This is a genomic window from Methanobrevibacter arboriphilus JCM 13429 = DSM 1125 (assembly GCF_002072215.1).
GTDB classification, from domain to species: Archaea; Methanobacteriota; Methanobacteria; order Methanobacteriales; family Methanobacteriaceae; genus Methanobinarius; species Methanobinarius arboriphilicus.
Genome location: NZ_JXMW01000001.1, coordinates 89,519 through 103,174 on the forward strand (window position 1 = coordinate 89,519; position 13,656 = coordinate 103,174).

Sequence of the window (13,656 nt, forward strand, 5' to 3'; positions counted from 1 at the left end):
GATAAATATATTAATCATTATTATATTGTAGTAATACTATAATATAAATAATTAATAAAGTATTAATAAAAAATTAATAGAAATAAAAATAATAAAAATAGGAATAAAAAATAATAAAAATAATGAAAAATAATATTGAGAGGATAATAATTTTTATTTGAAGTTATTTATCATACAAATAGTATCAACTTGTTTATTAAACTTATTTTCCCCAACTATCATAAATCCTTCAGATTTTAACTTGTTTACTAAATTTTCATGGTTAATGCCAGTCAGAAACTTATGATGTTCAAAATAAATTATTTTAAAATCTGAAAGATCAGAATTCATTATAATATCAACTTCACATCCTTCACAATCAATTTTAAGTGCATATGGATCAATGTTATACTCATTAATTATATCTCCTAATGTTGTTGTTTCTACAAGATCAAACTCCTCATACTCTTTATTAGATCCATAACCTGAATGTCCTCCAGAATTTTCAGAATCTTTATATATTTTAATTCTTCCTTTTTTACATGAAACAGCTTTATTTATTAAGGTTATCTTATCTTTTAATTGAGGGTTTAGATTAATATTTCCAGTAGCTATATCATAAACTTCTGAAATTGGTTCGAATCCAAAAACATTATAACCTTTATTTGCGAAATATAATGAAGAATCACCAATGTTTGCACCAACATCAATGACAGTTTTTTCACTTTCTAAGCAGTCATCTAAATAATATTCTTCCCAGATAAATATTTCAAAAAGAAGCTATATAAACACCCCTCCTAAGTTATTAAAACTAATACCATTAATTATAATTATATCTTCATCAATACATTCAATCAATTGTTTAATATTTTCAATACCCTGTGATGATATATTTTTTAAAGGTTTATTAAAAATAAAGCTGCAAAGTTTTCTTTGATTATAATTATTACAAAAATTTACTTCTCCTAATCTTTTAATATTAATTTTAGTTTCATTTTTTAAGCCAAGAATAAATAAAATTCCACTAATTACCCCCCCCCCCTCCCAAGTAGATATTAGTGAAGTATCTTTTCATCCCATCAATAATAACAAATATCAAATATTTTGGTTTTAAATTTTTATAAATTCCTATATCCATAAAAATACCTTCTTAAAAGATTTTTTAAATTTATTTAATAAAAATTATAAAGATCATTCTCTATGTTAATTATCTATAAAAAAATCTTGTTTTATACTATTTATTTGAATAAAATATTAATAAAACAAGAAAAATCAATGGAATTATTGATTAAATTATTCCATCTTTTCAAATCTTGATTCTAATTTTTCTAAAACACCAGGTAAAGAAGTATATTCCATTTCTTCACTTGGTAATCTATGTGGTTCGAAAGGACCATGTCTTCTCATATAATCAGCTATATCAGAAGCTTGTTGTCTGGTTCTATCAAATGCAGGATCGTCAAATAAATCTACAGGTAATCCTAATTTTGCATCAGCTACAGAAAAACCTAAACCAATAACTCTTGGAGGTCCGTCAAATCTAATAGGGTTAGCATCATATTGAGCAGTTGGCATTAAAGGACCATTATGAGAACCTCTCATCCATCCACTAACTAAATGAGGGAATGCAAATGGTTCAACAACTTCACCAGCTGATGGGAAACCAGATTGCGCTCTTACAATAGCTGCAGGATCATCTTTACCAACATAAGAACCAGCCATTAAGTTCAATCTTTCAGTACTCATACTAGCTGCAATTTCACCATTCTTTTTAAAGATTCTTTTAATAACATATCTTCCAGTAGAACCTAAAAGAGCAAGTAAGTCGTATGATTCTTCAGGACAACTAAGAATTACTTTTCTATGTTCTATTACATCGAATACTTCAAATTTAAATCCATCATGCATACTAGGATCAATAGTAAGTCCAGCTGTATTAAATGGGTCAGCAAACAATCTATATAAAGGTAAGTTAAATGCACCAGGCTCAGTTTTATCACAACAGAAAACAATAACTGGATCACTTGGTCTTTCTTTAAATTCCATTTCAGCTACACCAGGACCCATACCTTTAATATTGCCTGAAAAAGTATCAGATAACAAATCTTGACCAGCACCATATAATTTTAATTCTTTAGCTAACTCAGTAGCTTTCATGAAAGCATTGAAAGCAGTTTCATGAACTTCTTCATTTTCCTCACCATTTCTGTGAGTCATTATCATATCAATATCGTCCCCACAACGAGTTATATAATAATCCTCTAATAAACCATCTTCAAGAGCTTTTCCTAAAACTTCATCACAAGTTTCAAGTAACGCTGGGTGAGCTACTAAATGACCAGAAATACTTCCAACATCTGCTTTAATTACACTAATAGTTGTTTTCATTATATTACCTCAAAAATTGATTTTAATTAATTTAATACAAGAATATGATATTCTAGATAATTTTAACAATAATTATCTAATGATTAATAAATGATTAATAAACCATTTAATTGTCAACTATAATTTATCTATAAATCTATAGATATATTATTTATTTAACATACCTATTATATATATTTATTATTCTAATTTTTATTATTCTAATTTCTATTTATGTAAATTTAAACTAAAATAGTTTCTATTACCTTATTTTTAATTAAATAGTTTTTATTATAAATTAAAATATAAAAATAAAATTACTAATAACTAGCTTATTAATAATTAACTTACAAATAATTAACTTAAAACATGCCTAAAAACACCCCAAATTGTCTTAAGCAAGATTGGTCCATCAGTAATTAACTGACGAAGCAAATAACTTGGTCTTAAATAAAATTTACAAAAAGCTATAGTTTGATATTTTTTCAAATCATCTAAAGAACACTCTATTGTGTCAATTATAGGAGAAATTAGTGTATATTTTGACCAATCTTTAACTTTTATCATATTTTTTTCAAAAACTTGTTGATAAAATTTAGTTCCAGGATAAGGTGTTGCTAAAGAAAAAATAGCATAAGAAGGTTTTAAGTCCTTCACAAAATCAACAGTCTTTTTTATACTTTCATGAGTATCTCCAGGCATTCCAAGTACAACAGAAGCAATTGTTCTGATTTTTTCTTCCCTACAAACCTTAAATGCCTCTTGAACTTTTTCAATAGTAGTTTTTTTATTTACATCATCTAAAATTTGCTGTTCAGCCGATTCAACACCCATAAAAAGAGTAATGCATCCTGCTTCCCTCATTTTTTTCAATATATCTGCATTTAACGAATCAACTCTTGCAGTACATCCCCATAATACTTTAATATTTCTTCTTATTATTTCATCACAGATTTCAATAACTCTTTTTTTATTTATTGTAAAAGTATCATCCATAAAAGCAATAGTCTCTATATTGAAATTTTCAATCAAATCTTCCATTTCATCAACAATGCCTTTAATCGATCTTAAGCGAAGTTTAGATCCATGTAAAGAAGCAGAAGAACAAAAAGAACATTGCATAGGACAACCCCTACTAGTAATCATAGTAGACATCTTTGTATCCATATTAAGAAGCTTATAATTATCCATAGGGAGTAAATGCCTAGCAGGGAAAGGTAATAAATCTAAATCCATAATCAATTCTCTTTCAGGAGTCACAATATTATCAAAAGCTATTCCCTTGACTTTACTAAGATCCCCATGATTCTCAATAGTTTGAACCAAGTCTAAAATAATGTATTCACCTTCTCCACGAATAACAATATCAATAAACTCATAATTCAATAATTCTTCAAAATTAAAAGTAGGATGATATCCCCCCATTACAATTATACTATCTGGGAAAAGGTTTTTAGATTTTTTAGCGGTTTTTAAAGCTTTTTCAATAGTTGGTGTTAATGCTGTAATAGCAATAATATCAGGATTAGAATTTTTCAAGTTCTCTTCAAATTCTTCCCAAGTCATATCAGATGCAGAAGCATCAATTATATTAACTGAAAAATGGTTTTCTTCTAAAACAGCAGCCATATAAGCAAGACCTAATGGTGGTGCAATAACCCCCATAAACTTGTATTTAGAAGCTGTTTGTGGTGGATTAACAAATGTAATTTTCATTATTATAAACCTTCTTAATTTCTGAATTTATTTCACATTCAAAATTTATTTTCTCATTATCAACTTATTCAACAGAGTCTTTAAAAATTATTGATCCAAAAGCCTTATTAATCAATTCTTCTTGATTAATATCTTCTTTAGCATTTCTAACTCTTTCAATATCTGCCTTTGTTTCAGGATATCGTGGTACAGCACTACAACCCCCATCATATTCTTTTGAAATATCATAAGTCCCTATTTTTTTAGCTATTTTTTCGATTTCAACCTTATCCAAACCAATCAAAGGACTTAAAATAGGAACTTCAACATCATCACGAGTAGCAAGAATATTTGGAAGAGTTTGAGAAGCTACTTGACCTACACTACTACCATCAACAACACCAAGTGCATTCATATCTTTAGCTAACATTCCAGCTATTTTATACATTCCAGACTTACAAAGAATACAAGTCATCTTTTCTGGAGCATCTTCCTTGCATTTATTAAGATAATTTCCATATTTAACAACTCTAGATCTGAAAGGAACACCACTTGAGTAAGACTTGAGCTGTTCAACAATAGATTCAAATTTCTCTTCAGATTTTGGTTTTGTATAAGGATCATTATCAAAATGAAGAGCTATTATCTCACAGCCTCTTTTCATCATAAGATAAGTTGCTACAGGAGAATCAATACCACTAGATACAAGTGAAATTAATTTTCCTTGAGTTCCAAGAGGTAAACCTCCAGGACCTTTAATTTTTTCATGAAATATATAAGTTTCATTATCACGAACTTCAATAAAAATTTCAAACCTAGGATTTGTTAAATCGACAGGACATCCAAGCTTTTTAACAACAACAGATCCAGCAAAGGCAGCTAATTCCTGAGATGAAAAATCATGTTTTCCTACTCTTCTACATCTAATTGCAAAAGGAGTATCTGAAGATATTAATCCTTCATCAATTAATTTATCAAGATATTTAGACACTGTTTTTTCGATATCATCAAAATTACTATAAGTAGATATTGCTGGAGAAAAAGATACAATACCAAATATTTTATGAAGTTTAGATAATGCTTCATCAAAATTTTCAGGAAATATAAATATACGCGCCTGATTAATATCTATTTCACAATTAAAAGCAGCTTTAATATTAGAAGAAAGCTTTCTTTCAAATCGACCCCTAACTTTAGGACTTTTAAGCCCTAATTCACCATACCTTGCTATTATTAAACTATATTCCATTAAATACCTCTTTAAAATGCCTCTTTAATTATTAAAAATTAATGAATTTATATATTTAAAATTTACATATATTTAAAATTATCACTATATTTATCATGAGAATTTTAATTAAAATAATTAAATCTTAAATTTTCCATTTTCAACCATTTTTTTCAGTTTATTAGTTAATAATTTTGCTCTTCTTATATCAGATTGTCTACATGCAATTGGAATATCATGGTTATTTTCATCAATACGAATAGATACCTGACCAGTATTCATTTCAAATGCACCACCAATACAAGAATAAGAACACATCCCACAACCAAAACACTTTTCAGTATCTAACTTTTTATTTCCTTTTTCATTACTATAAGCAAATGTAGGACAACGTTCTTCAACTAAACAATTATTACAATTAACACATTTATTTTCATTAAATTGTGGCCTCTCATCATAACCATCCCATACATTAGAATAATTTGTTTCAGAGAGAGGTAAATGTCTACCTTGAATATCAGCAATAGGTAGATTAATATCTTTATTTATAACCATTAAATTAGTTAATATATTTTCATTAAGAACTGGAATAGCTAATGCTATTGAATCAAATATTTCAGGACCTTCAGCAGTTTTAAAACCTCCAAAGTAATCAGAACTCATTTGACGCATATCTGCAGATAACATCAAATTAGGCTTATTAATACTGCTTCTTGTTCCATTTCCAAGAACAAGTCCTTCAGATCCATTAAGTAAAACTTTTGATCCTTTTTTTATAACATTCATATTAGGATCATTTTGAAGAGGATTAATATCACCACATCCAGAAAAAGAAAAAGATTTGAAATTTCCTTCCATAGGAATTGCATTAAAAATTGATGAAATTTGATTATTTGAAGGATTAATAAAGGCAGTATAATTTTTAAATGCCATTCTTGTTCCAATCATTTCAGCTCGAGGAATATTCTCAATAGTAATATTAGAAGAGAATTTTTTACCATCATTAGATTCTACTTCAACATCAATTTCATTACCTTCTATAATATCCTTAAATAAAAAACCCCCACCATAATCTGGATTAATCTTACTATGGCTAGTTCCATAAACAATTGTATCAATAGATCCTAACCATTCATTAGGACAAGGCCCTGTAAAACCTGGAACACCATTTAAATAGATATTTTTAGCTCTTTTAAAAACCCCAGGTTCAAAAATATCTAAATGAAATACGGCTGCAGTTCCAGACATAATTCCACAAGTACCACATGTTACAACATCAACATCCTCAAATTTAGGAGCATTTTCATTTCTAATTAAATCTTTTAGTTCTTGAGCTGTAAAAACATTAGCTGTTCTATTTTCAATTTTATCATTAATCTCATCAAGAGTTCTTGATTTCAAAATATCATCTCTAGAATAACATATTTGATCAAATATTCTTTAAATAACCTTTAAAAACGTTTTAAATTACCTTTAAATATCTTTAAATATCTTTAAATTACCTTTAGATATTCTTTTAATATTTCTTAAATAACTTTTAAATATTTTTTAAATAATCTTTAAATGTTTTTTAAATATTTTTTATGATTTCGATAGCAAAATCAACAGCTTCTGTGATTTTATCAGCTTTTGGACCAGCACCTTGAGCAAGTGTAGGTCTTCCACCACCACCACCACCAAGAATAGCTGCAGATTCTTTAATTATCTCATTGATAGTTATACCTTTATCAATTGCTATTTTAGATGCTGCTCCAACAATTTTACCATTATTATTTCCAATGATAACAATATCTGCTTTATTATTATCAGTAAAATCAGTTGAAATTTTTTGAAGTTCTTTAATATCCCCATCAACTACTTGCTTCAAAATTCTTAAACCATTAAACTCTTCTAAATTATCTTCTAAACTATTAATTTTAAGATTAGCAATTTCTGATTTTAATTTGTTCAATTCATTTTTATAAGACTTCCACTCAGTAAAGAACCTTTCACAAGTTTTAGGAAGCTGTTTAGGAGTAACCTTAAAAATATCACTACTATCTCTTAAAAATTCATCATTAGATTGCATAGATTCAACTGCAGCCAGTCCTGCTGAAAAATCAATTCTTTCAACACCATCTTGAACTCGTTCTGTTTTATTAATTTTTATTAAGCCAATTTCACCAGTTTGAGGAACATGAGTTCCTGCACAAGCCTGAACATCAACATTAGGAATATTAATAACCCTTATCACAGAACCTGGTACTACTCCCCCTTGATATAGAGTAAAACCATATTTTTTTTCAGCTTCATCTCTATTCATCCAATTAATATCTAAGATTATATTATCCATAACTAAATCATTAGCTATTTTTTCAATTTTATCGATTTCATTTTGAGTGATACGTTTATAATGAGATAAATCAAGTCTAGATCTTTTCAAACCCTTTTGAGCACCAGCTTGCCATATATGATTACCTAAAACTTTTTTAGCAGCAGCTATTATCAAATGAGTAGCTGTATGGTTCCTTGCAAGAGATATTCTCCTATCCCAATTTATTTTACCATTTATTTTTTCCCCAATAATATCTAACTCATTTTTAAAGTAATCTATGTCTTCACCTACAAGAACATTGTGTAAAACAACATCTCCAACTTTTTCAGCATGTATTACTTCAACTTGTTTTCCTTTAATTGTTAAATAACCAATATCAGAAGGTTGACCTCCTCCTTCAGGATAAAATGCAGTTTGATCCAATATAATAGAAAATTGATTTTTTTTATCAATATTTGAACTATTATCTTCTTTTTTATCTTCTTGGTTGTCTTCTTGGTTGTCTTCTTGGTTGTTTTCTTTGTTGTCTTCATTATTATAATTTTTATTATAATTTTTTTTGACGATATCCAATATTTCAGCTTCAAAGTTGGAAATATGAAAATTATCATAGAATAAAAGGTCTGTTGGAGGATAATCAAGTTTTAATTCAGAATCACTAGTAATTTCTTCCCCAGTATGCTGATTAGCTACTAAAGTAAAAAAATTATCAGGAATATTTACTTTAAATTCATTTTCATCATAAATACTCTCTGCTATTTCTTTAACAGTTTCAGGAGGCATTCCATGAGCATCATAAAGATCAATTAAAGTCTCAACAGGCATTAAGTCCTTATTTTGCTTCTTTAAATTTTTAATTGTTCTTTTGACTATCCTATTACCTTTATCAATAGTTTTAGCATATCTATCTTCTTCAAGAGAAATAATATTCATAATATGATCCTGGCTATCCTTAATCTCAGGGTAAAACTTTGATAAAAAGTCAAGTTGAATTTCCATGATATAAGAAAGAGATTCTTTCATTTCAAGCTCTTTCATGAATCTAATTGTTCGGCGCAAAACAAGTCTTGCAAGATAACCTTCTTTAACATTAGAAGGAATAATTCCATCAGCCAACATAAAAGCAAGACATCTAGTATGATCAGCTATGACATAAATAGCTTCCATAGGTTCAGCAGATTTAAGAAGCTCATCAATAGATATACTAAGCTTATTAGCTACTTTTTCACGAAGTGAACGGATATCAGCAAAGGTTTCTATATCCATCATACCAGCTATTTGAGCATTTTCAGCTAAAATATTCTCATCAACATCAATATTAGTAATACTTTTAAGTTTATCTATTACAGGAGCAAAACAAGCATCATAAGCAGTAGGAGTTCCTTGGCTAATCCATGCGAAACGTTCTAATCCATAACCAGTGTCAACTGTTTTAATAGGAATCTCTTCCTTATCTCCATTTGGAAGAATTTTGTATTGCATGAAAACAAGAGTAGCTAACTCTACTCCACGAACACAGACCTCATAACAAGGTCCAGCATTTCCACCACCTTCCCACCAAGATTCAATGAATGTAATTTCAGCTGGATCAATTCCAATACTTCCTATAAAATCATGACAAAGTTTAACAGTATTCTCTTTCCAATAGATTTTATTATCTATACTATTAAATGCATGATGAGCTCCCATTGTAAAGCAAGTCATATGCCTACCAGTTCTTCCAACATTATCAACATCATTTAGACGAATAGATGGTTGAGCAATGACAAGAGGATTGGCTGGAGGTTCAATTAAACCTGAAGTTACCCATGGTTGGAAGTCATAAATAGAAGCTCCAACTAAGAATACATCATCCCTCCATCTTTTAGCTAAAACTGGATAGCGGGAAACTTGAGTGTGTCCATTTTTTTCAAAGAATTCTCTAAAAGATTTTTGAATTTCAAAAAGATCATAACCCTTTTCAGTTGCAGGGTTTCCAATAAACTCATACTCATCACAAGGAGCATCCCCACAAGTAGAACGTTCTGGAATAGACCAAAACTCATTTCCACATGTTTCACATTTCCTTTTACTAAACCCTAATTCTTTCAATATTTCAGTCATATTATCAGTTGAAAAATTTTTTAATATAAAAAATAATTTAAAATATTTAAACAGTCAAAAATACTTTAAAATAGATTAAAATAATTTAAACAGTTGAAATATTTTAAAATAGTTTAAAATAAATTAAATGGTTAAAATAATTTAATAATTCATAACAATTTAGATTAGATTATATTACATTAATTTAAATAATTTATGTAATGTAATTAATATAAATTATTAAATTAATTAACTTATGATTATTTAAATAATGATTATAATAAGTTTTGTTTATTCGTCTTAATAATATTAATTATTAAAAATAGAAATTTAAATTATTATTTATATTGATAAAAATATTTTGATAAAAATGTTTAATAAAACTATTTTAATAAAAATATTTGTGATTAAAAAATTATAATAAAAAATGAAATTATTGAATTAAAATTAACAAAATTCTAAAAAATATTGATAATTAAAAAGTATTTATAAAAATAAACATTATTATTTGTTAAACAAACAAATTATAAATAAATATCATCACAGTTATTAATTAAGCTATTAAAATTAACTTTAAAAAAAGATTTAAAACATACTATGTTAGAAAATAAAAAAATAAATAAAAAAGAAAAATAAGGAAAAGTTTTTATCCGAATAAAGCACCTAATCCAGCTGCTGCTTCTTCTTCAGCCGCTTCTTCTTCCTCTTCTTCTTCCTCTTCATCAGCTTCTTCTTCAGCTACAGGAGCTGCTTCGGTAGCTGCTGCAGGAGCTGCTGCCATAGCAGTAGTTGCAATAGCTTCTTCAATATCCACATCTTCTAAAGCTGCAATTAATGCTTTGACTCTAGCATCGTCTGCTTCAATTCCTGCTGCTTCAATAATACTTTTAACATTTTCTTCATTAATATCTTTATCTGCGCTGTGCAAAATCATTGCTGCGTATATATATTCCATGTTTTCACCTTATATTTAATTATATTTAAATTTTAATTTAAATTTTTTATTTAAATTTTTAGTAGATTAAGTTTAACAACTTGGTTGAATTAATTAAAAACTATAAAATTTTGATTTGAAATTATTATCTATTAACCAAAGAGAGCTCCAAGGCCAGCAGCTGCTTCTTCTTCAGCTTCTTCCTCTTTCTCTTCTTCTTCATCCTCATCTTCATCATCTGCTTGATTAGTTTCTTCAACCACAGTTGCAGCAACAGAAACATTAGATAACTTTTCAATAAGTTCTTCATCAAGCGCACCTTCTTCATCAACTATTGCACTAGCTAAAGACAACATTTTAGCATTTGCAAGAGCAATTAAAGGTTCTGTTGTTTCAGATGTAAGGATTGATGCATTCATAGCTAAGTTAACTGACTTACTATTTGCATTTTGGATAATAGCAACAATAGTTTCTTTAGTAGGTATTCCAGCATTAACAGAAAGATTAAATGCTTGTGAGAACGCACTTTGAACATCAGCCAAAGTTTTTTCTTCATCAATAGTTAACAAATCAGAAGTATAAACAGACTCTTCTTCATAAGCTGCTTGTAAATCGATTCCTACTTCCATAGGTTGAATATCAAGTCTTGTTAACATACTAGCAACTTGTTTAGAAACAACTTCACCAGCTTCAACAACAACATGATCTTTAGAAACTACAATTTTACCTTTATCAATCTTAGCAGGTATTCCCACTTGTTGCAATTCACCAAGTAATGGGCCTGGTTCAAATCCAGTATCCCCTTCAGGTACAACAATATCAGAATCAGGAATATTCCCCTCCTTAGCAGGAGCAGAAGTTTTACTATCTTCTAATATTTTGAACAACTTGAAAGGGTTCATATCAGTGAATACAATTGCAGGTTGACCATCCATGTGATTAGAAAGACCTATAATATTTTCTTTTTTATCATTACAGTCTTTAAAGGCTAAATCAATTAAATTCTTTTTAGACATTCTAATAATAGCTTTGCCTTTTAAAGATTGTCTCATCTTTTGAAGTTGTCTTGCAGGTATATTAAGCAAATTAACTATACCTATTACTTCATGAGAATCAATCAAACCTTTAAGTTCTTTAACCTCTTCTTTTTTCCATTCAGCAACGTGAGCCATCTTAAATCACCCTCACTACTGAACCCATTGTTGTTTTAACAAACATGGATTTAACTTGGTTTCTTCCTTTCTCTAAATTGCGGTCTAAGACTGTGAGAATTGCCTCGATATTTTCAGCTATTTGCTCGTCACTCATATCTTGAGTTCCGACTAAAGTTTGAATGCTTGGCTGGTCTTTAACACCTATTTTAACAGTAGTTCGTAACCTTTTAATTAAAGGTTCTGCTTTAGCATTAGCAGGAACTGGTTTAGGCATTTTTTTCCTTGGACCTAAAACTGGTCCTAAGAATCTACCAACAAGTGGCATCATATCAGCTTGAGCAACGAAAAAGTCATGTGCATTAGCTACTTTTTTAGCTTGCTTTCTGTCTTTTCCATACTCTTCTAAATCTGCTTTAGTCACAACAAGATCGATACCAGCATTTTTAGCTTGAACTGCTAATTCCCCATCTGCGATAAAGCCTATTTTAACATCTTTACCACGTCCATTAGGGAGAGCAACTTCTTCATCAAACCGATTTTCTGGTTTTTTGACATCCAAATCTTTGATGTTAATAATAACATCAATAGATTGTGTGAAGTTTCTCGGCTTAGACTCATCTTTTGCCTTCTTCACCGCTTCCATAATCTCTTGTGTCATATAAATCCTCCATGAACTTTAAGTCCATTATTGGATATTTTTTGGCTTCATGATCAACTGAAAATCAATAAAATTCTAGTAATTAACTTAAATATAATTAAATACATAATATATTGATTTAATCAATTGTATGAACTTAATGTATCAATCACTAAAAATATTAAAATATTAAAAATTAAAATTATATAGCAATATCATCTACATTTAATAATTTAAAAATATAATTTAAAAGCTAACTTAAAAGCTTAATAAATTAAAAAACTAATTGATTATTCTACAAGAATACTATCATATTCCCCAGCATCAACAGCTTTTTGTGCTTCTCTTGGGTCTTTACCATCTACAGTAATTCCCATACTTACACAAGTCCCCATTACTTCTTTAGCACCATGTTTATAATCATTAGCTAAAATTGTATCGAACTTCATTCTAGCTATTTTTAAAGCTTGTTCAACTGATAAATCAGCAACTTTGTCTAAACCTGGGTCTTGAGAAGCTTTTTCGAGTTTTAACTCATCCATAATAAGGGCTGTAGTTGGCGGAGTACCAATTTCTATTTCAAAATCTTTAGTATCACTATCAATAATTACTTTAACTGGTACTTTCATCCCTTCAAAATCAGCACTTTTTTTGTTAATTTCCTCAACAACTTGCATCATATTAATTCCGAAAGGACCTATAGCTGGACCAAGAGGTGGTCCTGGAGTTGCACTTCCTCCTTCTATAAGAATTTCAACAGTATCTTTAGCCATTAGTCAGCCTCCTTTTGTATAATTCTAATTTGATCTCCTTTAACAGTTACAGGAATTGGAACCGCAGCTTCGATTAGCTCAAGAACAACTTCTTCACGAGATTCATCAATACGAACCACTTTAGCCCTTTCTCCTTTGAAAGGACCGGATATAAGCTCTACAATACTTCCTTTTTGAATAGAAGATATAATAGGCTCAGGATTTAGGAATTTTTTAACTTCTTCAAAAGATACCATATTAGCATTAGCTGCACTTCTTGAGCTGCTTTCAACAATACCTCTTAAATGAGGTATTTTAAATGCAGGATTTTGCATATCAATCTTAGTCGAAGACTCTACTAATATATAACCTTTCAAAGATTCAGGTACGAGAATAGCTCCTAAACCAATACCACTGTCTTTTGATTTTCTAGCTAACATCCTAGCCACATTTCTCTCTTGACCTGTTGCTGTCTTAAGAGCATATATGGAATTTTTATGATCTTCCATTTTAA

11 protein-coding genes are annotated in these 13,656 nt (G+C 28.9%); all 11 read right to left on the reverse strand.

All coding sequences use genetic code 11. The annotated features are described in order from the left end of the window. Positions 1–153: 153 nt before the first annotated feature. Positions 154–747 (reverse strand): FkbM family methyltransferase, encoded by a 594-nt coding sequence (locus MBBAR_RS00415; RefSeq protein WP_080459320.1) that lies wholly within the window; start codon positions 745–747, stop codon positions 154–156. A 525-nt stretch (positions 748–1,272) separates the two neighbouring features. Continuing rightward, a complete protein-coding gene (fbp, locus tag MBBAR_RS00420) occupies positions 1,273–2,367 on the reverse strand; it encodes a fructose-1,6-bisphosphate aldolase/phosphatase (protein WP_080459321.1) in 1,095 nt (364 codons plus the stop codon). Positions 2,368–2,703: 336 nt separating this feature from the next. Further along, entirely contained in the window at positions 2,704–4,062 is a 1,359-nt protein-coding gene (locus tag MBBAR_RS00425) for a B12-binding domain-containing radical SAM protein (protein WP_080459322.1), read from the reverse strand. A 64-nt stretch (positions 4,063–4,126) separates the two neighbouring features. After that, on the reverse strand, positions 4,127–5,290 hold the full coding sequence (gene thiI / locus MBBAR_RS00430) for a tRNA uracil 4-sulfurtransferase ThiI (protein WP_080459323.1): 1,164 nt from the start codon (positions 5,288–5,290) through the stop codon (positions 4,127–4,129). Positions 5,291–5,407: 117 nt separating this feature from the next. After that, positions 5,408–6,670 carry a methanogenesis marker 16 metalloprotein gene (locus tag MBBAR_RS00435; RefSeq protein WP_080459324.1) on the reverse strand — a complete coding sequence of 421 codons (1,263 nt, stop codon included), beginning with the start codon at positions 6,668–6,670 and terminating at the stop codon, positions 5,408–5,410. Positions 6,671–6,839: 169 nt separating this feature from the next. Beyond that, complete coding sequence (gene alaS, locus MBBAR_RS00440) at positions 6,840–9,686, reverse strand: alanine--tRNA ligase (RefSeq protein ID WP_080459325.1); 2,847 nt, start codon at positions 9,684–9,686, stop codon at positions 6,840–6,842. Positions 9,687–10,311: 625 nt separating this feature from the next. After that, positions 10,312–10,620 (reverse strand): 50S ribosomal protein P1, encoded by a 309-nt coding sequence (rpl12p, locus tag MBBAR_RS00445; protein ID WP_080459326.1) that lies wholly within the window; start codon positions 10,618–10,620, stop codon positions 10,312–10,314. A 131-nt stretch (positions 10,621–10,751) separates the two neighbouring features. Continuing rightward, positions 10,752–11,771, reverse strand: a complete 1,020-nt coding sequence (locus tag MBBAR_RS00450) for a 50S ribosomal protein L10 (protein ID WP_080459327.1) — start codon at positions 11,769–11,771, stop codon at positions 10,752–10,754. A gap of 1 nt (position 11,772) precedes the next feature. After that, complete coding sequence (locus MBBAR_RS00455; RefSeq protein ID WP_080459328.1) at positions 11,773–12,411, reverse strand: 50S ribosomal protein L1; 639 nt, start codon at positions 12,409–12,411, stop codon at positions 11,773–11,775. Between the two features lie 269 nt (positions 12,412–12,680). After that, positions 12,681–13,163 carry a 50S ribosomal protein L11 gene (locus tag MBBAR_RS00460; RefSeq protein ID WP_080459329.1) on the reverse strand — a complete coding sequence of 161 codons (483 nt, stop codon included), beginning with the start codon at positions 13,161–13,163 and terminating at the stop codon, positions 12,681–12,683. Further along, entirely contained in the window at positions 13,163–13,651 is a 489-nt protein-coding gene (locus MBBAR_RS00465; protein ID WP_042702130.1) for a transcription elongation factor Spt5, read from the reverse strand. Before MBBAR_RS00465 ends, MBBAR_RS00460 begins: the two co-directional genes overlap by 1 nt. Positions 13,652–13,656 lie beyond the last annotated feature (5 nt).

What these genes read in the sequence shown, in the direction of transcription:
- MBBAR_RS00460 (WP_080459329.1), bottom strand. Translation starts at nt 13,163, where the DNA reads ATGGCTAAAGATACTGTTGAAATTCTTATAGAAGGAGGAAGTGCAACT.
- rpl12p (WP_080459326.1), bottom strand. Translation starts at nt 10,620, where the DNA reads ATGGAATATATATACGCAGCAATGATTTTGCACAGCGCAGATAAAGAT.
- fbp (WP_080459321.1), bottom strand. Translation starts at nt 2,367, where the DNA reads ATGAAAACAACTATTAGTGTAATTAAAGCAGATGTTGGAAGTATTTCT.
- MBBAR_RS00455 (WP_080459328.1), bottom strand. Translation starts at nt 12,411, where the DNA reads ATGACACAAGAGATTATGGAAGCGGTGAAGAAGGCAAAAGATGAGTCT.
- thiI (WP_080459323.1), bottom strand. Translation starts at nt 5,290, where the DNA reads ATGGAATATAGTTTAATAATAGCAAGGTATGGTGAATTAGGGCTTAAA.
- MBBAR_RS00425 (WP_080459322.1), bottom strand. Translation starts at nt 4,062, where the DNA reads ATGAAAATTACATTTGTTAATCCACCACAAACAGCTTCTAAATACAAG.
- alaS (WP_080459325.1), bottom strand. Translation starts at nt 9,686, where the DNA reads ATGACTGAAATATTGAAAGAATTAGGGTTTAGTAAAAGGAAATGTGAA.
- MBBAR_RS00465 (WP_042702130.1), bottom strand. Translation starts at nt 13,651, where the DNA reads ATGGAAGATCATAAAAATTCCATATATGCTCTTAAGACAGCAACAGGT.
- MBBAR_RS00450 (WP_080459327.1), bottom strand. Translation starts at nt 11,771, where the DNA reads ATGGCTCACGTTGCTGAATGGAAAAAAGAAGAGGTTAAAGAACTTAAA.